General features: G+C 68.5%; 26 protein-coding genes and 1 tRNA gene. 15 read left to right on the top strand and 12 right to left on the bottom strand.

The window, feature by feature from the left end; genetic code table 11:
- Positions 1-154: 154 nt before the first annotated feature.
- Entirely contained in the window at positions 155-775 is a 621-nt protein-coding gene (locus H8F24_RS13180; RefSeq protein WP_231597827.1) for an acireductone dioxygenase, read from the bottom strand.
- Between the two features lie 130 nt (positions 776-905).
- Between H8F24_RS13180 and H8F24_RS13175 the strand changes: the two genes are divergently transcribed.
- Positions 906-1628: a precorrin-2 C(20)-methyltransferase gene (locus H8F24_RS13175; RefSeq protein WP_231598293.1), complete on the top strand. Its 723-nt coding sequence runs from the start codon at positions 906-908 to the stop codon at positions 1626-1628.
- On the opposite strand, the gene dusB is transcribed toward H8F24_RS13175, so the two are convergent.
- A complete protein-coding gene (gene dusB / locus H8F24_RS13170) occupies positions 1625-2641 on the bottom strand; it encodes a tRNA dihydrouridine synthase DusB (protein ID WP_197169910.1) in 1017 nt (338 codons plus the stop codon). The genes H8F24_RS13175 and dusB overlap by 4 nt on opposite strands.
- A 28-nt stretch (positions 2642-2669) precedes the next feature.
- On the opposite strand from dusB, the gene H8F24_RS13165 reads away from it, so the two are divergent.
- Positions 2670-3149 carry a DUF1823 family protein gene (locus H8F24_RS13165; protein ID WP_197154485.1) on the top strand — a complete coding sequence of 160 codons (480 nt, stop codon included), beginning with the start codon at positions 2670-2672 and terminating at the stop codon, positions 3147-3149.
- A 54-nt stretch (positions 3150-3203) separates the two neighbouring features.
- On the opposite strand, the gene H8F24_RS13160 is transcribed toward H8F24_RS13165, so the two are convergent.
- A complete protein-coding gene (locus tag H8F24_RS13160) occupies positions 3204-3518 on the bottom strand; it encodes a linear amide C-N hydrolase (RefSeq protein WP_231597826.1) in 315 nt (104 codons plus the stop codon).
- A gap of 204 nt (positions 3519-3722) precedes the next feature.
- On the opposite strand from H8F24_RS13160, the gene alsS reads away from it, so the two are divergent.
- The 5 genes from alsS to H8F24_RS13135 all read left to right on the top strand — a co-directional run bounded on the left by alsS (position 3723) and on the right by H8F24_RS13135 (position 10549).
- Positions 3723-5366, top strand: coding sequence for an acetolactate synthase AlsS (alsS, locus tag H8F24_RS13155; protein WP_197169909.1), 1644 nt, complete (start codon positions 3723-3725; stop codon positions 5364-5366).
- Between the two features lie 13 nt (positions 5367-5379).
- Positions 5380-6234, top strand: a complete 855-nt coding sequence (gene budA, locus H8F24_RS13150) for an acetolactate decarboxylase (RefSeq protein ID WP_197169908.1) — start codon at positions 5380-5382, stop codon at positions 6232-6234.
- Between the two features lie 183 nt (positions 6235-6417).
- Positions 6418-8112, top strand: a complete 1695-nt coding sequence (locus H8F24_RS13145; RefSeq protein WP_197169907.1) for an amidohydrolase — start codon at positions 6418-6420, stop codon at positions 8110-8112.
- The gene (locus H8F24_RS13140; RefSeq protein WP_197169906.1) at positions 8109-9035 is read left to right on the top strand and encodes a GTP-binding protein; all 927 of its coding nucleotides are present in this window, start codon (positions 8109-8111) and stop codon (positions 9033-9035) included. Before H8F24_RS13145 ends, H8F24_RS13140 begins: the two co-directional genes overlap by 4 nt.
- Positions 9032-10549, top strand: coding sequence for an MFS transporter (locus tag H8F24_RS13135; RefSeq protein WP_197169905.1), 1518 nt, complete (start codon positions 9032-9034; stop codon positions 10547-10549). Before H8F24_RS13140 ends, H8F24_RS13135 begins: the two co-directional genes overlap by 4 nt.
- Positions 10550-10569: 20 nt before the next feature.
- Here the strand turns inward: H8F24_RS13135 and H8F24_RS13130 are convergent, their stop codons facing one another.
- Positions 10570-10953, bottom strand: a complete 384-nt coding sequence (locus tag H8F24_RS13130; RefSeq protein ID WP_197154467.1) for a L,D-transpeptidase — start codon at positions 10951-10953, stop codon at positions 10570-10572.
- 118 nt (positions 10954-11071) lie between these two features.
- On the opposite strand from H8F24_RS13130, the gene der reads away from it, so the two are divergent.
- From der to proC, 6 genes are all read left to right on the top strand, one after another.
- The gene (der, locus tag H8F24_RS13125) at positions 11072-12436 is read left to right on the top strand and encodes a ribosome biogenesis GTPase Der (protein ID WP_197154465.1); all 1365 of its coding nucleotides are present in this window, start codon (positions 11072-11074) and stop codon (positions 12434-12436) included.
- Entirely contained in the window at positions 12437-13393 is a 957-nt protein-coding gene (locus H8F24_RS13120; protein ID WP_197154457.1) for an energy-coupling factor transporter transmembrane protein EcfT, read from the top strand.
- Between the two features lie 22 nt (positions 13394-13415).
- A complete protein-coding gene (locus H8F24_RS13115; protein ID WP_197154455.1) occupies positions 13416-13682 on the top strand; it encodes a PipX family protein in 267 nt (88 codons plus the stop codon).
- Positions 13683-13694: 12 nt separating this feature from the next.
- A complete protein-coding gene (locus H8F24_RS13110; RefSeq protein WP_197154453.1) occupies positions 13695-14354 on the top strand; it encodes a YggS family pyridoxal phosphate-dependent enzyme in 660 nt (219 codons plus the stop codon).
- Positions 14355-14424: 70 nt separating this feature from the next.
- Entirely contained in the window at positions 14425-14997 is a 573-nt protein-coding gene (locus H8F24_RS13105; protein ID WP_197154444.1) for a cell division protein SepF, read from the top strand.
- 62 nt (positions 14998-15059) lie between these two features.
- The gene (gene proC, locus H8F24_RS13100; protein ID WP_197159195.1) at positions 15060-15857 is read left to right on the top strand and encodes a pyrroline-5-carboxylate reductase; all 798 of its coding nucleotides are present in this window, start codon (positions 15060-15062) and stop codon (positions 15855-15857) included.
- Positions 15858-15922: 65 nt separating this feature from the next.
- Here the strand turns inward: proC and plsY are convergent, their stop codons facing one another.
- From plsY to H8F24_RS13075, 5 genes are all read right to left on the bottom strand, one after another.
- Positions 15923-16579, bottom strand: a complete 657-nt coding sequence (gene plsY / locus H8F24_RS13095; RefSeq protein WP_197154442.1) for a glycerol-3-phosphate 1-O-acyltransferase PlsY — start codon at positions 16577-16579, stop codon at positions 15923-15925.
- Between the two features lie 95 nt (positions 16580-16674).
- Positions 16675-17721 carry a DUF3086 domain-containing protein gene (locus H8F24_RS13090; RefSeq protein ID WP_370594748.1) on the bottom strand — a complete coding sequence of 349 codons (1047 nt, stop codon included), beginning with the start codon at positions 17719-17721 and terminating at the stop codon, positions 16675-16677.
- 68 nt (positions 17722-17789) lie between these two features.
- A complete protein-coding gene (locus tag H8F24_RS13085; protein WP_231597825.1) occupies positions 17790-18230 on the bottom strand; it encodes a DUF3119 family protein in 441 nt (146 codons plus the stop codon).
- Between the two features lie 32 nt (positions 18231-18262).
- The gene (locus H8F24_RS13080) at positions 18263-18967 is read right to left on the bottom strand and encodes an ABC transporter permease (RefSeq protein ID WP_231597824.1); all 705 of its coding nucleotides are present in this window, start codon (positions 18965-18967) and stop codon (positions 18263-18265) included.
- Between the two features lie 59 nt (positions 18968-19026).
- Positions 19027-20370: an MFS transporter gene (locus tag H8F24_RS13075; protein ID WP_197172341.1), complete on the bottom strand. Its 1344-nt coding sequence runs from the start codon at positions 20368-20370 to the stop codon at positions 19027-19029.
- 293 nt (positions 20371-20663) lie between these two features.
- Here H8F24_RS13075 and H8F24_RS13070 point away from each other — a divergent pair.
- Positions 20664-20734 (top strand) — tRNA-Gly (locus H8F24_RS13070).
- Positions 20735-21023: 289 nt separating this feature from the next.
- On the opposite strand, the gene H8F24_RS13065 is transcribed toward H8F24_RS13070, so the two are convergent.
- Both H8F24_RS13065 and H8F24_RS13060 read right to left on the bottom strand, forming a co-directional pair.
- A complete protein-coding gene (locus H8F24_RS13065; protein WP_231597823.1) occupies positions 21024-21308 on the bottom strand; it encodes a hypothetical protein in 285 nt (94 codons plus the stop codon).
- 486 nt (positions 21309-21794) lie between these two features.
- Positions 21795-22394 carry a hypothetical protein gene (locus tag H8F24_RS13060; protein WP_197169902.1) on the bottom strand — a complete coding sequence of 200 codons (600 nt, stop codon included), beginning with the start codon at positions 22392-22394 and terminating at the stop codon, positions 21795-21797.
- A 66-nt stretch (positions 22395-22460) separates the two neighbouring features.
- Here H8F24_RS13060 and H8F24_RS13055 point away from each other — a divergent pair, with 66 nt between their 5' ends.
- Positions 22461-22751, top strand: a complete 291-nt coding sequence (locus H8F24_RS13055) for a hypothetical protein (RefSeq protein WP_197169901.1) — start codon at positions 22461-22463, stop codon at positions 22749-22751.
- Positions 22752-22759: 8 nt separating this feature from the next.
- On the opposite strand, the gene H8F24_RS13050 is transcribed toward H8F24_RS13055, so the two are convergent.
- Positions 22760-23110: a hypothetical protein gene (locus tag H8F24_RS13050; RefSeq protein WP_197169900.1), complete on the bottom strand. Its 351-nt coding sequence runs from the start codon at positions 23108-23110 to the stop codon at positions 22760-22762.
- Between the last annotated feature and the right edge of the window lie 82 nt (positions 23111-23192).

Raw genomic sequence — 23192 nt, 5'->3', positions numbered from 1 at the left:
TTCTGGAGCAGCGATACTACAAGTTGCCGTTCAACTGACTGATCTGGACAGGTGTGACCAAGCCGCAGATGCTGCAAAGCAAGAACATTGAAGACGTTCGGAATCGTGCTAGGGGAAGCGCTGAACAAGAACAGTGAACCCGACTACGGAGTGATCAGGTACCGCGAGCGGAGGGAATGGGGCGACTCTCGAAATCATGTTCCTCGAACCCTCCACACGCCAGTTCGTCCAGCCTGGGGTAGCGGTCGGCGATCGGGTCACCGGTGAACTGGGCCACCCAGCCCTCCGGGTTGTTGAAGAAGCGCAGGGCGCAGAACGACGGAGCCTCCCCCATATCGAACCAGTGGCGGGTGCCGGCCGGCACGGCAATCCAGTCGTTGCGTTCGCAGAGGATCTGCACGACCTCATCACCAAGGTGCAGGCAGAACAGGCCCCGCCCTTCCACGAAGAAGCGCACCTCGTCTTCGCTGTGGGTGTGCTCCTGCAGGAACTTCTGGCGCAGCGCGTCCCGATCGGGGTGGTCGGGGGTGATGCGGATCGCATCCACGGTGGGGTACGCGCCCCCCTGCTGAACCCGGGCGATCTCGGCGGCATAGAGGCCGAGAATCTCCTCCTGGCCTGCCTGCTCCGGCAGATCCTGGCGCGCAGGCCAGCGCTCGAAGCGGATGCCCCGTTCCGCCAGGGCGCGCTGAATCAGCCGCTCATCCCCTGTCACCAGCTCCGGCATGGGGCTTCCCTGGGCAGGGGTGCTGGGGTAGAGGCTCAGCTGACTCAAGGATCAGGTCCAGGGATTGACGTGGCTCCAGCCTAGAAAGATCGGCGCTGATCGCCTGATGCCCGTGCCGCTGCCGGCCACGTCCCCCCCGTCGAGCCTGCCGCCGGACACCCCAGCGGCTCTCACCCTGGTGGGGGTGGGTCCAGGCGATCCCCGCCTGCTCACGGTGGCGGCCGTGGAGGCCATCAGGGCCGCCGCTGTGGTGGCCTACCCCGTGGCCCGCCTCGGCGCCAGTGGCATGGCCGCCACGATCGCCGCCCCCTGGATCACCCCAGAGCAGCGGCAGTTGCCGCTGCTGTTCCCGATGGTGAGCGACGCGGCGCCGCTGCGGCAGGCCTGGCACGCCGCGGCCGATACCCTCGCGGCCGCCACGGTTGAGGCCGCTGGCCAGGGCGGATCGGTGGTGCTGCTCTGCGAAGGGGATGTGTCGCTGTTTGCCTCCAGCTCCTATGTGCTGCTGGCCCTGCGTCAACGCCATCCGGCCGTGCCGGTGCGGCTGATCCCCGGCGTCAGTGCCGCGGCTGCCGCGGCCGCCGCCGGTGCCTGGCCCCTGGCGCTGCAGCAGGAGAGCCTGCTGATCCGGCCCACGCCGGAAACGCCGGAAGCCCTGGAGGTCCTGCTGGATCGCGCTGCCGCGGGTGCCGAAGTGCTGGCCCTGCTGAAGCTGGGCCATCGCTGGGCCTGGGTGCAGCCGCTTCTGCAGCGGCGCGGGTTGCTGGAGCACGCCCTCTTCGCCCAGCGGGTGGGCTGGCCGGATGCGCTGGTGGCCCCAGCCCGCGAAGTGGCGGCCACAGCCTCGCCCTACTTCTCCCTGCTGCTGATCCGCCAGGGCTGGCCCACTGTGCTGCCCTAGGGCGTGCTGCCCTGATCGGCCAGGGCGCGCTCCAGGAGCTCCAGGGCATCGGCGGGGGTGGGGGCGCGCATGAGGGCATGACGCAGCTGGGGCGCCCCCGGAAATCCCTGGCAGGTCCAGCCCATGTGCTTGCGGGCGATCAGCAGTCCGTGGTCGCCCTTGGCCGCCACCAGGGCCAGCAGCTGCTCGCGGGCCAGGGCGATGCGCTCGGCGGCGCCGGGGGTGGGCGGCACCGGCCGGCCGCTGAGGGCGGCATCGATCTGGCCCACCAGCCAGGGGGCCCCCATCGTGCCCCGGCCCACCATCACGCCGTCGGCGCCGGTGAGCTCCAGGCAGCGCAGCGCATCCTCGGGGCTGTGGATGTCGCCGTTGGCGATCAGCGGGATCCGCAGCGCCCGCTTCACCGCGGCGATCGCCTGCCAGTCCGCCCGGCCCTTGAAGGCCTGCTCGCGGGTGCGGCCGTGCAGGGTGAGCAGCTGGGCGCCGGCCTGCTCGAGCTTGCGGCACCAGGCCACGGGCTCCGCATCGCTGCCGCACCAGCCCAGCCGCGTCTTCACGGTCACGGGGATGCTCACGGCCCGGGCGACCGTGTCCACGATGCGGGCCGCCAGATCGGGTTCGCGGATCAGGCCGCTGCCGCCCCCCTTGCGGGCGATCTTCTTCACCGGGCAGCCCATGTTGATGTCGATCAGGAAGGCGCCGGCGGCCTCGGCGCGGCGGGCCGCGTCGGCCATGGCGGCGGGCCGGTGATCGAAGAGCTGCACGCCGATCGGCCCGCTCTCCTCGGCCAGGTCCTCCACCTTGCAGCGGCCATGGCCCAGCTCGAGGCTGGTGGCGTTCACCATCTCGGTGAACAGGAGCGCATCGGCGCACCAGCGCCGCACCAGGCCGCGGAAGATCCGGTCGCTCACCCCCGCCAGCGGCGACTGCAGCACCCGGCAGCGCAGGCTGCGCGGACGGCCGTGGCCGGGCAGCGCCAGGGGGCCGCGCAGGGGGGAGGGGGCGGTGATCATGGTGATCCGATTGTGATGCTTCAGGCCGATGGCTCCCGATCAGGCCGCCACCACACCCGTCCCCTACCCCCTCAGCCGGGCGCTGCTGGAGGCGGTGCTGGCTGATCGGCTCAGCGACCGCTTCGTGTGTGAACTGATCTGGCCGCGCCTGGGGTATGCGCCCGATGGCTCCGGCACCTGGAGCGCGGGCCCGGCTGCAAGCGATGCCTGGCGGGAGTCATTCCCGATCGAGCCCCAGTTCATCGCCCAGCGGCCGCCCGCGGTGGCACTCACCCGCTCGATTGCCAAGGAGCACAAACAGCTGCTGAAGGAGCAGCTGGGCTTTGTGGGTTATCGCATCGGCGAGCTCTACCCGCGCCGCACCCGCCGGGCGACCGCCGTGAACTGGCTGCTGGCCCATCTGGCCGAGCGCGGCGAGCCCCTGCCCGAGACCGGTCCGATGCCTGAGCTGCTGCCGGCGCCGGCTGATCCGGTGGCCGGCCATCCGGGTGATCTGCCAGTGAGATGAGCTTCCAGCTTCAGGGCTGGAGCACGGTGATCTGCGTTTGCTGATTGAGGAGCATCACTTTGATCTTGCCACCGTCGCGGGGGAATTGATCAAAGTTGAGACTGCGCAGGTCTGGATTGTTGTCAATGTGGTGAGGTTGGTCGGTGCTGAGCGGCTGCACCGCAACGCGCGAATCAAGCGTGAAGTGGAGAGAAAATCGCCTGGCAAGCCATGCATTCCTCCACCGCTGCTCACCGGCGGCATCAGGAGGCCGTTGACGTTCATCTCAGCTGGTGGAGATGCACGGAGATTGGCGTCATTCCCTGCCGTGGCGAGATGATAAGCAACAGGTGGATTGTTGGTGTACTCCCCGGTTGGGTTGTCCGTCATGACGAGTTCGTTGTCCCTTGATGCATTCCACCGAGAGGCTGTGACCAGTGCTGTCGTGCAGGGTCATGGATCTCGGCAGAGGGCCGCCAGGACGGCGGGATTGTGTTCAGCCTTGTCGCCCTTGCCGACCTGTAACAAGGTGACATCCGGGATTGCCCTGATGACACGCCATCGACATGCTTGGTCGATAGCCGAATGCTCAGGATGAACGGCGCCCAGGTTCTGGTGAAGCTGCTGGAGCAGCATGGGGTCACGCATGTCTTCGGGATTCCGGGTGCCAAGGTCGACAGTGTGTTTGAGGCCCTGCTCGATTCCTCGATCGAGCTGGTGCTCTGTCGGCACGAGCAGAACGCCGCCTTCATGGCCCAGGCGATGGGCCGGATCACGGGCACGGTGGGCGTCTGCCTGGCCACCTCCGGGCCTGGGGTCACCAATCTGGTGACCGGACTCGCGACCGCCACCTCCGAAGGGGATCCGGTGCTGGCCATCGGCGGGGAGGTGCCGCTCGACGATCGCTTCAAGCACACCCACCAGGCCCTCGACGGGGTGGATGTGATGCGACCGGTCACGAAATATGCCCAGTCGGCCCTCAACATTCACAGCCTGCCGGAGGTGTTCGCCAATGGCGTGCGGGCGGCCGAAAGCGGCCGGCCGGGGGCGGCGTTTCTGGGCCTGCCCAAGGATGTGGGCCTCGCCGAGTATCCGGGCGAGCTCTCCACTGGCTGGGCCCGGCCGATCCGCCAGGGGCCAGCGGCTTCAACGGAGATCCACCGGGCCGCTGAGCTGATCAATGCCAGCCGCAAGCCCCTGCTGCTGCTGGGCATGCAGGCCTCGCAGCCCTCGATGGCCGATGCCCTGCAGCGCTTTGTGGGCGGCAGCGGCCTGCCCTACTGCGCCACCTTCCAGGGGGCCGGCGCCTGGGTGGCACCGGAGCAGTTCGCCGGCCGGGTGGGTCTGTTCCGCAACCAACCGGCGGATCACCTGCTCGATGGCGCCGACTGTGTGATCACGGTGGGCTTCGATGCGGTCGAGTTCGACCCCAGCCTCTGGAACACGGGCGCATCGCGCCCGCTGGTGGTGATCGATGCCCTGGCCCCCGATCAGGATCAGGCCTTCCTGCCCGCTGCCGAGCTGATCGGCGACATCGGTGCCAGCCTCGCGGCCCTGGCGCCGTTGCTGCAGGTGCAGGTGGATGAAAGCTTCCGCCGCTGCGGCGACCGTGCTGCCGCCGAGCTGCAGGCCACGGCCGACGAGGGCGCCCAGCTCTCCGGCACCCCCCTGCATCCGCTGCGGGTGATCCACGAGCTGCGTCAGGTGGTGACATCTGACACCACCCTGGCGCTGGATGTGGGCTCTCACTACATCTGGATGAACCGCTATTTCCCGTCCGGCCATGCCCGCCAGGTACTGGTGAGCAACGGACAGCAGACCCTCGGGGTGGCGGTGCCCTGGGCGATGGCCACCAACCTCTGCCGGCCTGGTCAGCCGGTGATCTCGGTGTCGGGCGATGGCGGCTTTCTGTTCACGGCCACGGAGCTCGAAACGGCCACCCGCATCGGCAGCCGCTTCGTGCACCTGATCTGGAACAGCTGCAGCTACAACATGGTGGCCTTCCAGGAACAGGCCCACTACGGCCGGACCGCCGGTGTGCAACTCGGTCACTACAACGTCGAGGCCTTTGCCGAGGCCTTCGGCTGCAAGGGCTATCGCATCACCGACGCCGACCAGCTGGGCCCGGTGCTGCGGGAAGCGCTGCAGCAGAGCGTGCCGGTGCTGATCGACATTCCGATCGATTACTCCCAGAACCTGAAGCTGATGCAGGACGTGCATCAGGATTTCATCCACTGAGGGGACCGCATCGATGACCTGCCACCCCGACTCCAGCCATCACCTCAACGTTCACCTCGGCGATGGTCTTTACGCCGCGCTGCAGGAGCGCTGCCGCCGCACCGGTGAAAGCGCCAGCCATGTGATCCGCCAGGCCCTGGCCGATGCGCTGGATCTCGAGCACCACACCATCTATCAGGTGTCCACCTCCGGTGCCCTGGTGCAGGGGGTCTATCAAGGATGCGTGCGGGTGGCTGAGGTGCTGCAGCACGGCGATTTCGGCCTGGGCACCTTCGATGGCCTCGATGGCGAGGGGATCCTGCTGGATGGCACCTGTTGGCAGGCCTGCGGCGATGGCACGGTGCGGCAGGCCCCGGCCGATGCCCTCGCCCCGTTCTGGGTGGCGACCCGCTTTTCAGCCGATCACCGCGAGGTTCTGAAGCATGTGGCCAGCTGGGGCGATCTCACCGCACGGCTCGACGGACTGCGGGACAACGCCAACCTGTTTGTGGCGATCCGTCTCCGTGGGGTGTTCGAGCGGATCCGCTACCGCGTGGCCTGCAAGGCCGAGGCCGGCGTGGATCTCGTGAGCGCCACCAGCGCCCAGGCCACGTTTGAGCTGGAGAACGTGGCCGGCACCCTGGTGGGCTTCTGGACGCCCAGCTTTGCCCGCACGATCAATGTGCCGGGCTACCACCTGCACCTGCTCAGCGACGACCACCGCCATGCGGGTCATGTGCTGGAGCTGCAGAGCCATGAGCTGAGCCTGGAGCTCCATCGCGAGAACCATCTGCAGCTGGTGCTGCCCGAAACACCCGCGTTCCTGAACGCCGACCTCAGTGGTGATCCAGCAGCGGCCCTGGCCAGGGCCGAGGGGGATCACCGTTGAGCCAGGCATGGCCGTCGTTGTGTTGTGCTCCCTCACCGTCTTGATGGCGTCCACGATGGGATCCGGTGACCTCAGCACCGTGCTGCCATCGGTGAGGACAGGCGCCTGGGCGATGAACAGATCTCTCGGTGCGATGACTTGCGCACAGGCTCCGGTTAGCCATGGGCCAGACAACCGGGCTTCATGACCAGCACCCCCGCCGACCTGATCTTCCACGGCGGCCCCATCCTGACGATGGAGGCCTCCCAGCCCCGGGCTGAAGCGATCGCCATCGCAGGCGGGAAGATCGTGGCGGTGGGAGCCAAGGAGGCGGTACTGGGCCATGCCGGGCCCGCCACGCGCCAGATCGATCTGGCGGGCCGCACCCTGCTGCCGGGCTTCATCGACGCCCACGGCCACTTCGCCAATGCCCTGCAGGTGGTGGGCTGGGCCAACATTCAGCGGCCGCCGGCCGGGCCCGTCACCAGCATCGCCAGCCTGCAGCAGGTGCTGCGCGAGCACGTGGCGCGCCGTCCCGTGGGCAAGGGCGAGTGGGTGATCGCCTACGGCTACGACGTCGACGGTCTCTCCGACGGGCGCCCCCTGGACAAGACCGATCTGGATGCGGTGCTTCCGGAGAACCCGGTGATGGTGCTCCACAACTCCAACCACGGCGCCGTGCTCAACAGCGCTGCCCTGGCCCTGGCGGGCTACGACGCCAGCACCCCCGATCCGGCCGGTGGGGTGATCGTGCGCCGGCCCGGCAGCACCGAGCCGGCTGGGCTGGTGATGGAGACGGCGTTCATTCCGCTGTTCGTGCACATGCCGCAGCCCTCGGACGACGAGCGGCTGGCCCAGTTCGAGGCGGCCCAGCGGCTGTACACGTCCAAGGGCATCACCACCGTGCAGGACGGAGCCACGGTGGCGGGCGATCTGGACCTGTTTCAGCGGGCCGCCCGTGAAGGGCACCTCTGCATCGACCTGGTGCTGCTGCCGCTGGTGCTCGAGGTGCCCGGGATGCTGCGCGAGCGCTTCCCGGCGTTTCAGGGCCAACCGCTCGAGCTGCCCCAGCCGGCGCGCGACGCCTTCGGCCCATACCGCGATCACCTCAAGTTCCAGGGCATCAAGCTGCTGCTCGATGGCTCCCCCCAGGGCAAGACCGCCTTCTGGGGCGAGCCGCTGCTCACCCCCGGCCCCAACGGCGAGGCCCACTGGCGCGGCCAGCCGGTGTTCCCGCCCGAGCAGCTGTTCGAGGCGGTGGCACGGCTTGCGGGCCAGGGCATCCAGCTGTTTGCCCACTGCAACGGCGATGCCGCCATCGACCTGATGATCGAGGCCTGCCGCAGAGCCGGCCTCAAGCCCGAGCAGGACCACCGCACGGTGATCATTCACTCCCAGTTCATGGCGCCGGGGCAGCTGGAGCAGTACGTGGAGCTGGGCCTGCACCCCAGCTTCTTCACGGTGCATGCCTTTTTCTTCGGCGACACGCACCTCGCCAACCTGGGGCCCGAGCGGGCCGGCCGCATGAGCCCGATGGCCAGCGCCATGGCCCTGGGGCTGCACTGCTCCAACCACAACGACTTCTCGGTGACGCCGATCGAGCCGATGCGGATGGTGGAAACGGCCATGACCCGCCGCACGCGAACGGGCGTGGTGCTGGGCGAATCGGAGCGAGTGAATGCCGATGCCGCCCTGCGGGCCCTCACGATCGAGGCCGCCTGGCAGATCCGCGAAGAGGACAGCAAGGGCAGCCTGGCTCCGGGCAAGCGGGCCGACCTGGTGATCCTCGATGCCGACCCCACCGCCACCGCGCCCGAACAGCTCAACGACATCGGCGTGGTGGCCACGATCAAGGACGGAGCTTGCGTGTATGGCTCCTGGGAGGGGGCCAGGCCATGAGCCCCGTCTCCGAAGGAGGTTCCCCGCTGACGCCGTTGCGCGGGGTGCCGGCCACCGTGGTGGGGGGCTACCTGGGGTCGGGCAAGACCACCTTGATCAACGGCTGGCTGCAGGCCGGCGCCTGCCCGGGCTGGGCCCTGCTGGTCAACGACCTGGGCAGCATCAACGTCGATGCCGAGCGGCTGCGCCAGGGCGATGGCCGGGTGCTGGAGCTGGGCGGCGGCTGCGTGTGCTGCACCCTGCGCGATGGCCTGGGGGCGGCCCTAGTGGAGCTGGCCCGGCGTGAGCTGCCCCCGGCCCATGTGCTGATCGAAACCAGCGGCATGGCCCTGCCCGAGCGGGTGGCCAGCCAGCTGCAGCTCCACGGCCTGGCCCTGGCGCGGGTGCTGCTGGTGGTGGATCTCGAGCGCATCGAAGCGCTCTGGCACGACCGCTGGGTGGGCGAGCTGGTGCAGCAGCAGTTCGATGGCGTCGATCTGCTGCAGTTCAGCAAGGGTGATCTGCTGCCCCCAGGCGAGGCCGGACGCCGTCAGCAGTGGCTGCGCCAGCAGCTCGAGAGCCGCGCGCAGCATCCCGCCCCGCCGTTCCACAGCGAACGGCAGCTGGTGCGCAGTGATGCCTGGCTGCAGCTCGAGCCGCTGGAGCGCAGCCAGGTGCTGGCCTGGGCCGCCCAGCTGGGCCCCGAGGTACTCCGCGCCAAGGGTGAGGTCTGGCTCACCGATGCCCCCGATGGCCCGGTGCGCTTCGATCGCGCCGGCGATCGGTTGACCCTGGCCGCCGCGCCCAGCCGTCCCTGGAGCCGCCCGCTGCAGCGGCGCGGTCACCTGGTGGCGATCAGCCGCGCCGACGCGCCGGCTCCCCGCTGGCCCTCCACCTTCTTGCAGGCAACTCCTGATCCCTCTTCCCCTTTGATCCCCGCATGAGCGACAAATCCACGAGCGCCCTGGCGGTGCCCTTTCTGGGAGTGCTGGCCAGCCTGCAGCTGATCGATCCCACGGTGGCCAACACGGCCCTGGTGAAGGCGGGGGCGGCCTTGCACATGCAGGGCGCCACCCTGGCCCTGGCGGCCAGCATCTCCACCCTCGCCCAGGCCGCCACCGTGCTGCTGATGGGCTTTCTGGGCGATCGCCTGGGCCGTCGCAAGGTGCTGATGGGCAGCTTGCTGCTCTCGATCGCCGGGGATGGCATCGCCCTGGCGGCCCCCGGCGCGGCCCTGTTTCTGCTGGGACGCGCCCTGGTGGGCATCGGCGTGGGCGCCGTACTCGCCCTCACCTTTGCCTCGGTCCGCTGCGTGAGCCGGCCCGACCAGCTGGGCAAGGCCCTGGGCCTGTGGAACCTTCTGATCATTGCGGGCTTCATCGGCGGCTCGCTGCTGGGCGGTGTGCTGGCCGACACCAGCTGGCGCCTGGCCCTCGGCCTGGTGCCCCTGATCGCGCTGCTGTGCCTGCCGCTGGTGCCGCTGCTGCTGCCCGACATGCCCGCCAACGCGGCCCTGCGGGCCGACTGGCCAGGCCTGGTCAGCATCGCTCTGGCGATGGTGCTGTTTCTCAGTGGGGTCAGCCATGCGGTGAGCGGGTTCACGGCGCCCCAGTTCCTCCTCCCGACCCTGGGCGGTGTGGCGGTGTTCGGCGTGCACGTGTGGATCGAGCGCCGCCGCCAGGAGCCGATCTTTCCGGTGGGGCTCTACGGCCGCGGCTGCTTTGCCGCCGCCATCGTGAGCGGGATCGCCTGGAACTTCGCTCAGGCGGTGGTGCAGCTGCAGACCAGCAACTTCTGGCAGACGGTGCAGCGCTACAGCACCAGCCAGGTGGCTCTGGCCCAGCTACCGCTGTTGATCTGCTTTGCCGCCGGCGGTGTGGTGGCGGGCCGGCTGATGGCGCCGGGGCGTCGCACCAACCAGCTGATGGCGGGCGGCATCCTCGTTCTCGTGCTGGGGCTTGTGTTGCTGGCGGGGGTGCGTGCGGATACTCCCTACGCCTCGTTCATCCTGCCCTTGCTGCTGGTGGGTACGGGTCTGGCCTTCCTGTCGGTGCCCCAGTCGGCCCTGTTCGTACAGGAGGCGCCGCAGCGCTATTTCGGATCGGTGACCGCCTTTCGCACCACCACCGGTCAGCTGGGTTTTGCTCTGGGCTTTGCCGCCAGCGGGGCCCTGGTCAATGGCTTTGGCTTTGCCAGCCTGCGGGACCGCCTGCTCCAGCTGGGCGCCAGGCCGGAGCAGATCCCCGCGCTGGAGGCCAAGGTGCGGGCAGCCCTGAGCAGCGGCGTGCTCACCCACAGCCATGGGGCCCCGTCGAAGGCCATCGAGGTGATCACCAGCTCCTACGCCAGCGGCCTGGCGGGCACGATGCTCGTGGTGGCGCTGCTGGTCGCGTTGTTGGGGGCGATCAGCCTGCTGCTCCTGGTGATCGGCAACCAACAGCGGCAGCTGGAGGCCTGAAGGCTGAGCGCGGTGCGGGTTCAGGGGCGGATCGTCACCGGCGTGCCGAGGGGGGTGTGCTCGAACAGCCAGCGGGCGTGGGGGCTGGGCACGCGCACGCAGCCGTGGCTGCGCGGCACCCCGAAGCGCTGACCGGCGGCCTCCTGCCAGGGGGCACCGTGCAGGCAGATCACCTGATCCGGTGTGACACAGAGGGCCCACGGCACATTCGGCGCCACGAAGCTGCTGCCGCGCATGGTGACGCTGCGGTGCTTGCCGTAGACCTTCCCCTCACCGGTGGGGGTCGGACTCGACGCCAGCCCGGTGCTGACCGGCACGGTGCGCAGCAGCGTGTCTGCCGCGCCGTAGGCGTAGAGCTTCTGGTCGGAGAGGTCGACCACGATCGCGGCAATCAGCTCCACCATGGGGCGTCTCCGCCGGAAGGCGGAGGGCAGAGAGGGTTACTTCCTCCCTAGCCAGATCAGCCAGGCGCGCGGCCACTCTGTAGTGTCAGGAAACGCAATGTCGTTGAGATAAGCCGCTTTGGCGCTACCCGTCGTCGCCATCATCGGGCGACCCAATGTGGGCAAGTCCACCCTCGTGAACCGCCTGTGCCGCAGCCGTGAGGCGATCGTGCACGACGAACCGGGCGTGACCCGCGATCGCACCTACCAGGAAGGCTTCTGGCGGGATCGCACCTTCCGTGTGGTCGATACCGGCGGCCTGGTATTTGACGATGACAGCGAATTCCTGCCGGAAATCCGCGAACAGGCCAACCTCGCCCTGGCGGAGGCCTCCGTTGCCGTGGTGATTGTCGACGGCAAGCAGGGGTCAACCGCTGCCGACCAGTCGATCGCCGAATGGCTCAGGGGTCAGAAGGTGCCGGTGCTGCTGGCGGTGAACAAGTGCGAATCGCCGGAAGCCGGTCTGTCGATGGCGGCGGAATTCTGGGGTCTGGGCCTGGGCGAGCCCTATCCGATCTCAGCGATCCACGGAGCCGGCACCGGCGATCTGCTTGATCGGGTGGTGGGTTTCCTGCCCCCCACCGAAGAGGTGGAAACGGAGGAACCGATCCAGCTGGCGATCATCGGCCGGCCCAATGTGGGCAAGTCGAGCCTGCTCAATGCCATCTGTGGCGAGAACCGGGCGATCGTCAGTCCGATCCGCGGCACCACCCGCGACACGATCGACACCACGATCGAACGGGAAGGCAAGGCCTGGAAAATCCTGGATACCGCAGGCATCCGCCGGCGCCGTTCGGTGAACTACGGCCCCGAGTTCTTCGGGATCAACCGCAGCTTCAAGGCGATCGAACGCTCGGATGTGTGTGTGCTGGTGATCGACGCCGAGGATGGGGTGACGGAACAGGATCAGCGCCTGGCGGGCCGGATCGAGGAGGACGGCCGCGCCTGTGTGGTGGTGGTCAACAAGTGGGATGCGATCGAGAAGGACAGCCACACCATGCCGGCGATGGAGCGGGAGCTCCGGGCCAAGCTCTATTTCCTCGACTGGGCACCGATGCTGTTCACCTCCGCCCTCAGCGGCCAGCGGGTGGAAGCGATTTTTCCCCTGGCCCTGCTGGCCGTGGAACAGCACCGCCGCCGCGTCACCACCTCGGTGGTGAACGAGGTGCTGCAGGAGGCCCTCAGCTGGCGCACCCCCCCCACCAGCCGCGGCGGCCGCCAGGGGCGGCTTTATTACGGCACCCAGGTGGCCAGCCGTCCGCCCAGTTTCACCCTGTTCGTGAACGATCCCAAACTGTTCGGCGACACCTACCGCCGCTACGTGGAACGACAGATCCGTGAAGGGCTGGGCTTCGAGGGCTCACCGATCCGCCTGTTCTGGCGCGGCAAGCAACAGCGCGATGCCGAGAAGGAGCTGGCGCGCCAGCAGAGCCGCAGCCGCTGAGTGGACTGGCTGCGGCAGATGCCGATCGGCCAGTACGTGGCCGACGACGACTCCCAGGCGGGGACGGGATCCGGCAGCTGGCTGAAGCGGCTGGATCCGCGCCTCAAGCTCGGCTGGACCGTGGCTTTTCTGGTGACGCCGATCCTGGCCGGCCCGATCTGGCGCCTGGGCCTGGTCGCCCTGTTACTGCTGATCACGGCGGTGTGCGGCCTGCCCTGGCGCCTGTGGCGCCGCAGCCTGCCGCTGCTGCTCGCCCTGGCTCTGTTCGTGGGGGTGCTGGCCTCTCTGCTGCCGGCCGGATCGGCTCCAGCGGCCCCCCTACAGCGCCCTCCGGACGAAGTACGTCTCGAGCCGGGTCCACCGGGCAGTCCCGCCCCCAGCCGCTCCGGCCAGCGCTGGGAGCTGGTCCACTGGGGGCCGGTCCAGCTGGGCCCCCTTCCCCTGGGACCGCTGGTGATCAGCCGTCGCTCGGCCGAGCTGGGCCTCAACGGTGCCACCCTGCTGTTCACCCTGATCCACAGCGCCAACCTGCTGCTGCTCAGCACCAGTCCCGAGGCACTGGTCTGGGCGATCGGCTGGTTCCTCAAGCCCCTGGCCTCCCTGGGCTGGCCGGTGGACCGGCTCGGCTTCACCCTGCTGCTGTCGCTGCGCTTCCTGCCTCTGGTGCAGGAGGAGTTGCAAAACCTGCTGCGCTCGATCTCCACCCGGGCGGTGAACCTCAGGCAGCTCGGCTGGAAGGGAAGCCTGGCGCTGGTGCTGGCCGTGGGAGAGCGCCTGCTGGCCAATGTGCTGCTGCGGGCCGAACAGGGGGCCGAGGCCCTGCTGGCCCGGGGCGGCCACTGGCTGGCGCCTGACCGATTGCACCAGCCTCCGGCTTCGCTCGGCAGCGCCACCGTGGTCGGCGGAATCGCTCTGGTGGCCCTGCTGCTGCTGCGCTGGCAGGTCGGTGCTCTTTAATGGCGCCAGTCCAACGGACGACGTGAGCGCAGAGCGTTATCTCAACCACCCCACCTTCGGGATGCTCTACCGGGTCGCACCGACCGGTGAGAACTGCGATCTCTATGCGACCCTCTACGCCCAGAGAATCTTCTTTCTGGTGACGCTGCAGCCGCGTGGCGCCAACTTTGAGGTGATCCCCCTGATGGATGCCCGCCACTACGCCGAGCAGAATCTGGCCCGCTCCCGCCGGGAAGGCCCCGAAGTGCACGCCCGCTGGCGCCAGCTGTTCGATCAGACCTTCATCTGAAATCCCCTGGTCATGACAGCGGCAGGGTTGGCCGAACGACTCACGCAGATCCGCCAGCAGCTGCCCTCCTCCACCCAGCTGCTGGCCGTGAGCAAAGGCCAGCCCAGCGAGCAGATCCGGGCAGCGGTGGCCGCCGGCCAGCGCAGCTTCGGTGAAAGTCGGCTGCAGGAGGCCATCACCAAGCAGGAGGAGCTCGCCGATCTTTCAGGGCTGGCGCCGCCCCTCGACTGGCACTTCATCGGGCGCCTGCAGGCCAACAAGGCCCGTGGGGTGCTGCGCCGGTTCGGCACGATCCACTCGGTCGACAGCCTGGGCCTGGCCGAGCGCCTGGCCCGCATTGCCGGCGAGGAGGGCCTCAGCCCAGCGGTGTTCTTTCAGGTGAAGCTGCGGCCCGATCCGAGCAAGACCGGCTTCGAGCCGGAGGAGCTGCGGGAGGCCTGGCCGTGGCTGCGGCCCCTGGCGCCGCTGCGCCCGCTGGGGTTGATGACGATCGCTCCCCAGGGCCTGGAGGCCGCGGATCGGCAGGCCCTGTTCCAGGACTGCGCGAACCTGGCGGCAGACCTGAATCTGGGGCAACTCTCGATGGGGATGAGCGGCGACTGGCGGGAGGCTGTGGCCGCCGGAAGCACCTGGGTGAGGCTCGGCAGCACCCTGTTTGGGCACCGCCCCTGAGGGGAAGCGCTTGCAACCGTTCTCATGGGACGCTATTGAGGTGCCAAGCATCACAACAGAGGCCCCATCCGTGTCGTTGTTCTCCCGCCTGCGTGCCGTCGTTTCCGGTGATGACTATCTCGACGGCGAGTACGACGACGATCTCGACTATGACGCCGGCGACGTGAACGCCACGACAAGCACCAGCAGCAGCACCCGTTCCAGCAGCAGCACCAGCGCCTTGGCCCTGACCAGCGATTTCAACGCCGAGGATCCCTTCGGCGGGACCAATGTGATCGGCATGCCAGGCCTCTCCTCCTCGGCTGCGGAGGTCAGCCTGATGGAGCCCCGCAGCTTCGATGAGATGCCGCGCGCCATCCAGGCGCTGCGCGAGCGCAAGACCGTGATCCTCAACCTCACGATGATGGAGCCGGATCAGGCCCAGCGCGCCGTTGACTTCGTGGCCGGTGGCACCTTCGCCATCGACGGTCACCAGGAACGGGTCGGGGAGAGCATCTTCCTGTTCGCCCCGTCCTGCGTCACCGTCACCACCACCGGTGGGGAGGAGTCGTCGTCTCCGACGGTGGTGAGCAGCCGCGATCATGCCGCTGAGACGGAGGCCGCGCCCAGCCCCGCCTGGGGACGGCAGGATGTGGGTCTCTGATCCCACCCTCCGGCTTGAGCTCCGCTGAATCCCCCCGCTTCGGCGTGGTCGGCCTGGGCCGCATGGCCCAGGCCTTGCTGTTTCCCCTGATCGAGAGTGGCCAGCTGGCCCCCGCCGACGTGCGGGCGGCCGTGGGCAGTGCGGCCTCAGCCGAGCGCCTCAGCCAAGGCCACGGACTGGCAGTAAGCACCGATCCCGCCGAGGCCTGGGCAGCGCCGGTGGTGTTGCTGGCCGTGAAGCCCCAGCAACTGCATCAGGCGGCCACTGCAGCGGCCGGTGTGGCCGGCGCAGGCGGTGCAGCTGGGCAAGGCCTGCTGATCTCCGTGCTGGCGGGCGTGACCCTGGAGCGGCTGCAGCGCCTGTTTCCTCATCGGGTCTGCGTGCGTGCCGTTCCCAACACCCCCTGCCTGGTCCGCCAGGGTCTCACCGGCCTGGCCTGGGGTGGGGGATCTGGGGGCTCCACGCCGCAGCCCACGCCGCAGCAACGCCAGCTGGTGCAGGACCTGTTCGAGCGGGTGGGCGATGTGATGGAGCTGCCCGAGAGCCAGCTCGATGCCTTCCTGGCGCTGACCTCCTCGGGGCCGGCCTTTGTGGCCCTGATCGCCGAGGCCATGGCCGATGGAGCCGTGGCTGCAGGCCTGCCGAGGGTGCTGGCCCATCACCTGGCACACCGCACCCTGGCCGGCACCGCAGCCCTGCTGCACGAGCAGGAGCTCCATCCGGGCCAGCTCAAGGACATGGTCAGCAGCCCGGGCGGCACCACCATCGCCGGCCTGCGGGAACTGGAGCGGGCCGGAGCCCGATCGGCCTTGATCGAGGCGGTGGTGGCCGCGGCCGAGCGCAGCCGGGCCCTGGCCTGAGCAGGCCTCAGGAGCTCCGGATGACTGGAGAAGCCCTCAGGAGCTGCGGATCACTGGAGATGCCCTCAGGGGCGCGGTTGGCCCAGCCGTGGCTCCGTACCGGCCAGCAGGCGCCGGATGTTACTGCGATGGCGCCAGACCACCAGCAGGGTGGTGATCACGGCGAGGGCGAGGTAGGGAAGCCGCAGGCCCATGCCGTTGCCCGCAAACCAGCCGAGCATCAACAGGGGCAGGGAGAGGGCCGCCACCACGCTGGAGAGGGAGACGATGCGGCTGATGGTCAGCACCGTCAGGAAGATCCCGAAGCAGGCCAGACCCACCGGCCAGGTCAGGCCGATCAGCATGCCCAGCCCGGTGGCCACGGCCTTGCCCCCTTTCCAGCCCAGCCAGACCGGCCAGATGTGCCCGGCCAGGGCCGCCAGACCGGCCGCCACCACCCCGCTGTCGATAAACCAGGCGCCGCTGCCGAGCGGTTCGCCCAGGGGCTCGAGCACGGCCCGTGCCAGCACCACGGCCGCGATGCCCTTGCCCACATCCAGCAGGAACACCGCCAGGGCCGGGCCCTTGCCCACCTCGCGCAACACGTTGGTGGCGCCGGTGGAGCCGGAGCCGTGCTGCCGCAGATCGATGCCGCGCAGCCAGCGACCGGCCAGATAGCCGAAGGGGAGGGACCCCAGCAGATATCCGGCCAGCAGCACGATCAGGGGGAGCAGCAGGGGCATGGGGCAGGACGCCGCAAACGACCGCTGCGAGCTTGCCGCAACGCAGGACCAGGACCCTTGAGCTCTGCTCAGTCGCAGCTCAGTGCGGCACAGCCCTAGTAGGTGAGCTCGTCATCAACCAGTTCACCGGGACCGGCCGCGAAGGCGAGCCAGAGGGGGAACTGCAGGATCGGCACCTCCACCACCCGTTCGGCCGCATCGATCACGATGAAGGGCAGCTCACCCCGCTCCTCCAGCCGGTCAGCCCGCTCGATCAGGGCATCGGCCCGCTCGAACAGCACGATGCCGCTGTTGGGGCCGAAGTCTTCCCGACCGAGGCCGAGGCAGTCCTGCAGACCCCGGCGCCATTCACCCAGCCGCTCGGGTTGGCCTGCCAGCACCAGGGTCTGGAAGCGTTCGCCGTACAGCTCCCCGAGGATCGACACCGCCGCACCGGCGATCAAGGCATTGCGGCTGCGGCTGCCGGCACTGGCCTGGGCGCCGCGGCCGCCCTGATTCAGGAACCAGTCCTCCAGCAGGGCGGCCTGTGCAGCCTCGAGGGTGCGACGCAGGGTCCACGGATCCGCGTAGAAATCAGGCTGGCCGCTGTAGCGGTCCAATCGGGAGCGAATCAGGGCGTCGTCCTGGCTGAACAGGCCCGCCGCTGCCACAGGCGCCGCTGCAGGGGCTTCCGGAGTAGCTGATGCAGCGGCCACCTGATCGAGGGGTGAGGGCTGCACCACCAGGGGCTGGGCCACCAGTTCCACCTGCTCGGCCGCCACCACCAGATCCTGCAGGGCCCCCACCAGGTAGTCCTGAAAACCCTTGAGCCGGCGGGCGATCGCATCCGACTGGCCACTGAAGCTGCTGCCGATCTCGCGCTGGATCTGCTCCCGGCGCCGCTCCAGCTGGCGGATCTCCTCTTCGAGGCCGCTGCGGCGCTCGGTCAGATCCTGAAGCGCCAGGGTCAGCAGGGTCTCCAGGGTTTCGTCCAGGGGCTCCGGCTCCCCAGCCACCGATGTCTCCTGGCCCGCTGCAGGCTCGTCGATGCCCATCCCCTCTCCTGTCTGATTCTGCTCAGGAGCTTCGGGGCTTTCCGCTGGAGAGAGCGGAACGCCGTCGAGCGGGGTGGGCGAATCGGGCAGCGAGCGGCTCTCAGTCATCAGGCCAGGATTTCAGAGGCAGGGAATGGAACCCGCGGGGGCGGAGCGGTGGACGTGGCGACTTTGGCTCAGGCGTCGCCAGCGGACGTCTCCGGCGACAGATGCGGAAGATGGCGACGCAACTGCTCAGCCAGGGCCTCGGCCTCGAACAACATCGGCAGCAGGTGGATGCTGCGCTGCTCCCGGAAATAGAAGATCACCGGGACCGGAGGCCAGTACAGCCGCCAGGCGATCCACTCGGCATAGGGGAAGCGGCGGATGCAGGTCGAACCGCGCCACACCAGCAGCTCGGCAGGGGCGAACTGCAACCGCAACAGTGCCGTCTGCAGGGCCAGTACCAGGCCAAACAGCGCCACCGCCACCGCCACCCAGAGGACACCGCCCCAGAGGGGCTGCAGGGCCAGCAGGGCGATGCCCAGGACCACCACGCCGGCGGACACCCAGTAGCGCGGGGCCAGAACGGTGCCGATGGCGGGATCAGGACCGCTGCTGGCGGGATCGTCGATCACCGGTGGTTCCGAGGGACTTGGTGCTGACGCCATTATCCGAACAGCACCTGGGTGAGCACCACGTCCATCAGCGCCACGGTCACCAGGATCATCACCACCGCGCCGGTGGTGCTGGTGCCCACTTCCTTGGGCCCGCCGCTGGTGGTCAGACCCCAACCGCAGGCGAGCACAGCGATCTGCAGCCCGAACACCACGGCCTTGATCAGCATCGAGGGCAGATCGTTCGGCTCCATCCAGGTGCGGACGGAGTTCCAGAACACCGTGGGAGGAATGCTGTAGAGCAGGGCGCTGCTCACCTGCCCGGACCAGATCGCCACGCCGAAGAACAGCAGGCACTGCACCGGCGCCATGATCACCATGGCCAGCACCCTTGGAACCACCAGGTATTCGACCGGGTCGGTGCGCAGCATCGTGATCGCGTCGATCTGTTCGGTCACCTTCATGGTGCCCAGCTGGGCGGCAAAGGCGGTGGCCACCTTGCCGGTGAGCAGCATGGCGGTGAGCAGAGGCGCGATCTCCCGCGACATGCCCAGGGCCAGCAGGCCCCCCACCGTGGCTCCGGCCCCCTGGCGAGACAGCTCCGCCGCCACCTGGATGTTGAACACGGTGCCGGCGGCCAGGCCGGTGATCAGCACGATCAGGAAACTGCCCGGGCCGGCCTCCTGCAATTCCATCAGCAGATCGTTGAAGCCGATCCGCCCGCGGGCGATCGCCGCCAGGGCCTGGCCGCCGATCATGCAGCTCGCACCCAAGCGCCGCAACCAGCGGGGCGCAAGCCAACGCCTGGACAGGAGCCTCATCGGCCAACCCCGCCATCGGCCATCAGGCGATGGGCACCGCGCTCCGGCCAGCGGCGCATCACCACCAGGCCCAGCACGATCAGCACCGCCGGGATGATGCCCATGCAGAGGCGGATGGCGGTGAGGGCACTGCCGGGCTGGTCGACACCACGGGCGGCCACGTAGCCGCTGAGGCTCATCAGATTGCCGAAGAAGAAGAGGGCAAGGCTGATGCAGATCTTCTGGGCCAGCACCATCCAGGCGCTGTACTGGCCTGCGGGCTTCTCCGGATCGGCATCGATCGCGTCAGGCAACAGCGCCCAGGGAATCAGATAGGCCGTGGCGGCCCCCAGGCCCGCCGTGATGATCGCCAGCACCAGCAAGGACAGACGCAACAGATTGGAGGCGGAGCCGGTGGGCTGGATGGCGGCATCGAGGGCCGGCAAGAGCATGGCCATCAGGCAGCCGATGATCCACAGGGCACTGCCCCACTGCAGGGCCTTCACCCGGCCCCAGCGGTTCGAAACACCGTTCCAGATCCACAGACCGAGCAGGGAACTGACGATGAAGGGCAGCAGGATCCAGTTGCTCCAGCCCTCAGGCAGGCCCATCACCACCGGCAGGTACAGGAGGGCGGCGGTCTGCATCAGCTGCAGCGCGCACCAGAGCAGCAGGTAGAGGCCAAGCACGCGCAGAAACCGGCCGTTCTGGCGCACGCGGCGCAGCAACCGACGCGTGGTGCCGCGACGCGACTCCGGCTTCTGGCAATGCAGCGCGGCCGGTGCGATCCCCCAGCCGCAGAGCAAGGTGGTGAGGCTGATGATGCCGCCGGAGATCATCCCCACCCGCCAGTAGCTGCTGGGATCGGAATGGTTGGCCAGCAGCAGGCCGCCCAGTACGAGCCCGATCAGGCTGGCGATGATCGATCCGGTGAAACGCAGGGTGTTGAGCCGCGTGCGCAGGCTGACCTTGGCGGTGAGCTCAGCCGCCAGGGCGGCGTAGGGCAGGTTGACGCAGGTGTAGAGGGTGTTGGCCACCACCGAGATCAACACGAAGATGGCAAAGCGCTGCCAGGGGCCTCCTGGTGGCAGCCACCACATCAGGGCCATCGCGACCCCGAGCGGCACGGCGCTCCAGAGAATCCAGGGAAGGCGCGGACCGGAGCGCGACCGGGTCTTGTCGCTCAGCCAGCCCACCAGGGGATCGTTGATGGCATCCCAGAGCCGCGCCAGCATCAGCACCAGCCCTGCCATCCAGGCCGGCAGGCCCGCAGCCGAGGTGTAGAAGATGAACAGGTAGAAGCCGATCAATGAGGCCGCCATGCCTGTGCCGGCATCGCCGATGCCGTAGGCCAGCAGCATGCGTTGGCGGGGCCAGCCCACCAGATCGTCTGCGTCGCTCACCGGACGCCCCCCAGTGGTGGCGACGTTAGGGCGCGACTGGTGGGGTGGGGAGCTGGAATCGCGCACTCGGCCCTGGACGGCACGCAGGCCATAATGCAGCAGTCGAACGAGGGGCTCACCCCAAGGTCGGCACACCAGCGCAGGACCCAGCTTTACGGCCCAGCCGGGAGCTCAGTCTCGCTGACATCTCCACCGTGACACCCGGCGTCAGCCATCGGCGGCCCTCGGGACACCGGAACAGATGTACTGCTGCGGGCGTAGTTTAGTGGTAAAACCTCAGCCTTCCAAGCTGATGATGCGGGTTCGATTCCCGCCGCCCGCTTCCTGTTCTCAATAGGGTTTTTCGGTTCAAAGCCCTTGCTGCGACTGGCGTTAGGGCTTCCAGCCTTGGCCAGCGCCTGTTTGGCGGTGCCAGTCTGTGAGACAAACAGCTCACCAAACGTCTGACATGCGGGCGGCCCGTGACTGGGAGGTGACGATCAGGGCCGTCGTGTCTCAAGCCCTGTCCCAAAGGGGCTGCCGCAGGGGCTGGAGCCGGATGCCTGCGTTGCCCGGATGCCCCGGGTTGAGGAGCGAGGCGCTGATCAGGATGTAGGCCTCCGATTAGGGGATCAGGCCAGGGCGGCCGCGCCAGGCATCGAGGTGGTGCGCCGCTCCCGGCTCCTGGGGACTGGGATGCGTTGATTGCAGCCTTCCGGGAGCACAAGCTGATCTGTGGCGCGATCAAGCCGTCCACCTGGCACCGGGTCTCCCGGCACCACAGGAACCACCTGCTCGGTGCCGTCGCTGTGGGGACCCCGCCGCAAGACCTCGACGATGCGATTCCGCAGCCGTTCTTGGATCCCCTCAGGCAGGTGACCGATCCGGCGTTTCACCGGCGCCTGCGACAAGGTCACCAGCCTGGTGATGCGTACCCGGGATGACATCTTCAGGCCTCACAGTGCGAGAGCTGATGAACATCAGCAGCGCATCGCCGTGACGCCCACCCACCGCCAGAAGCAGCACACTGGTCTACCAAGGCTAAGCCCGTTGAACCGAGGAGCCCGCTTGTCCCCCCTCGGCCAATGGGCCTCGGTAACAGGTGATGCCAGCGCCGCGATGGGTCATGGCCACCACCACCAGCAGCGACCAGAAGGAGCTGCTCAAGCCAAGCCCTTACGGCGACGGCCCCCACCAGGCAAGCCCGGCTACCGCCACGGCCGGGAAGGCGGCTCTACGGCTGAGATGCTGGCGAAATTCAGCCAGCAGGCCTGGATAGGCGGCGTTCTTTGGGGTGGCGTTCTCGAAAGCCCCCAGCCCGATGTCCATCCCGATTCCATGGGCAGCTGCAAAGGCCAGGGCAGAGAACCCGGCCAGGGCAAAGCAGGCGCAGGCGCGATCCCTTATTCACCATCCCCCAGGAAGATCAGCGAGTCCCGGTTCACCCACAGCACCCGGCCGCTCTGGCCGGGGTAGCCCACCCGGCACCAGGTGCCCTGGCTGTTTGAGGTGCACGCCAGCTTGTCGAGCGTTTCCCCCGACACCCCCATCCCCGCGATCGCGGCACCGTAGTTGGGGTTGGCGTACAGGGTCACCGTTGGCTGACCATGGCCGCTGAGTTTCACCTTGCTGTGGGCCTGGTGATCCACGGCCGCTGCGGGCCGACTCTTGACGTTGGAGACGGCGATTCGGTTGCCATCGCCGTTCTGCTCGCTGAGCGTGAAGCTGTGGTGGCCGCTCATCAGCCAGATGCGGCCCTGCTCATCACGCATGCGGCGGTTGTCGGTGGTGGGTGGACCGGCCGGCACGAAGCGATAGATGGCACTGCCGCTGAAGCTGATCTCAAATCCCCCGTTACCCCAGGGCTTCACCTGACAGGTCTGCTTGCTGCCGTTCATCCAGCAGTCCAGCGTCTGGGCGGCCGTGGCAGGACGCACCAGGGAGGCCCCGGCGATGACACTCGCGCTGACAGCAGCGATGGCGAGGAAGCGGCGGTGGAGCATGCAGGAGCAAAGGAAAGCCAATCGATTATCCAGGTGGGTGTAGCAATCCCCCGCCACCAGCAGGCCATGACACACCCGGACATCCCTGCCCTGGAGGCCCTCAGCCGCGACTACAGCGAGACGCCCCGGCGGGTGCTGTTTGTGCTGGGTTCCGGGAAGAGCCCAGCGGTGGAGGTGTTTGAGGCTGCAGCGCAGCAGCGCTCCACCAGCATCGATCCCCAGCACCTGGCGGAGATGGCCGCCGGCAGGCGCCGCTCGCTGACGCTCTGCACCCCGATGCAGATGGTGCCTGAGATCGTGCGCTCGCTTGCCCACTGCAATGTGGCCGTGTACCAGGTGCAGCTGCTGGAGGAGTGAGCCCAGACTCACTCCATCGTGCGCACGGGGGTGGTGCACCAACGGCTGCGGCCGATGCCGGCAGCACTCTGGAAGCGATCGTCGCGGAAGTCCGCTCGGCCGCTTCTGGGCTCAATGCGGGCCACCCGCCAGAGCTCCTGCTCGCAGTTGATCGTGACGGTGATGCGGGTGCCGTCGGTGGCGTTGATCCGCACGAAGCGCACACCGTCGTAGAGGCCCAGGGGCTGGCCGCCCGCTGCCTGAAGCAGCACCGCCAGGTTGCTGCCGGCCGGGGCTGCCCATGCGGCAGCCGGGTGGCTGACAAGGCAGCCGGCGATGGCCGTGAGCAGCAGGGGGAGCCGGGGGAGCAGGCTGGTCATGGGGAAGAGGCGCGGCGACTCGGAACAGCAGCATCCAGCATGACAATGTGTCTGGGGAAAATGCGTCTGGAGAAAAGCCTCA

Origin of the sequence: Synechococcus sp. CBW1002 (genome assembly GCF_015840915.1) — a bacterium.
Taxonomy (GTDB): Bacteria; Cyanobacteriota; Cyanobacteriia; order PCC-6307; family Cyanobiaceae; genus CBW1002.
Note: the sequence above shows the minus strand (reverse complement) of the source record. Positions and strands in the feature narration are given on the sequence as shown.

Excerpts from the sequence above, each read along its gene's own strand:
- dusB (WP_197169910.1), bottom strand. The coding sequence starts at position 2,641 with ATGATCACCGCCCCCTCCCCCCTGCGCGGCCCCCTGGCGCTGCCCGGC.
- H8F24_RS13135 (WP_197169905.1), top strand. The coding sequence starts at position 9,032 with ATGAGCGACAAATCCACGAGCGCCCTGGCGGTGCCCTTTCTGGGAGTG.
- H8F24_RS13075 (WP_197172341.1), bottom strand. The coding sequence starts at position 20,370 with ATGCTGCTGGCCTACGGCATCGGCGATGCCGGCACAGGCATGGCGGCC.
- H8F24_RS13090 (WP_370594748.1), bottom strand. The coding sequence starts at position 17,721 with ATGACTGAGAGCCGCTCGCTGCCCGATTCGCCCACCCCGCTCGACGGC.
- H8F24_RS13060 (WP_197169902.1), bottom strand. The coding sequence starts at position 22,394 with ATGCTCCACCGCCGCTTCCTCGCCATCGCTGCTGTCAGCGCGAGTGTC.
- plsY (WP_197154442.1), bottom strand. The coding sequence starts at position 16,579 with ATGCCCCTGCTGCTCCCCCTGATCGTGCTGCTGGCCGGATATCTGCTG.
- H8F24_RS13055 (WP_197169901.1), top strand. The coding sequence starts at position 22,461 with ATGACACACCCGGACATCCCTGCCCTGGAGGCCCTCAGCCGCGACTAC.
- H8F24_RS13160 (WP_231597826.1), bottom strand. The coding sequence starts at position 3,518 with ATGACGGACAACCCAACCGGGGAGTACACCAACAATCCACCTGTTGCT.
- H8F24_RS13050 (WP_197169900.1), bottom strand. The coding sequence starts at position 23,110 with ATGACCAGCCTGCTCCCCCGGCTCCCCCTGCTGCTCACGGCCATCGCC.
- H8F24_RS13140 (WP_197169906.1), top strand. The coding sequence starts at position 8,109 with ATGAGCCCCGTCTCCGAAGGAGGTTCCCCGCTGACGCCGTTGCGCGGG.
- H8F24_RS13080 (WP_231597824.1), bottom strand. The coding sequence starts at position 18,967 with ATGATCGGCGGCCAGGCCCTGGCGGCGATCGCCCGCGGGCGGATCGGC.
- alsS (WP_197169909.1), top strand. The coding sequence starts at position 3,723 with ATGAACGGCGCCCAGGTTCTGGTGAAGCTGCTGGAGCAGCATGGGGTC.
- proC (WP_197159195.1), top strand. The coding sequence starts at position 15,060 with ATGGCCCAGGCCTTGCTGTTTCCCCTGATCGAGAGTGGCCAGCTGGCC.
- H8F24_RS13165 (WP_197154485.1), top strand. The coding sequence starts at position 2,670 with ATGGCTCCCGATCAGGCCGCCACCACACCCGTCCCCTACCCCCTCAGC.
- H8F24_RS13110 (WP_197154453.1), top strand. The coding sequence starts at position 13,695 with ATGACAGCGGCAGGGTTGGCCGAACGACTCACGCAGATCCGCCAGCAG.
- H8F24_RS13145 (WP_197169907.1), top strand. The coding sequence starts at position 6,418 with ATGACCAGCACCCCCGCCGACCTGATCTTCCACGGCGGCCCCATCCTG.
- budA (WP_197169908.1), top strand. The coding sequence starts at position 5,380 with ATGACCTGCCACCCCGACTCCAGCCATCACCTCAACGTTCACCTCGGC.
- H8F24_RS13130 (WP_197154467.1), bottom strand. The coding sequence starts at position 10,953 with ATGGTGGAGCTGATTGCCGCGATCGTGGTCGACCTCTCCGACCAGAAG.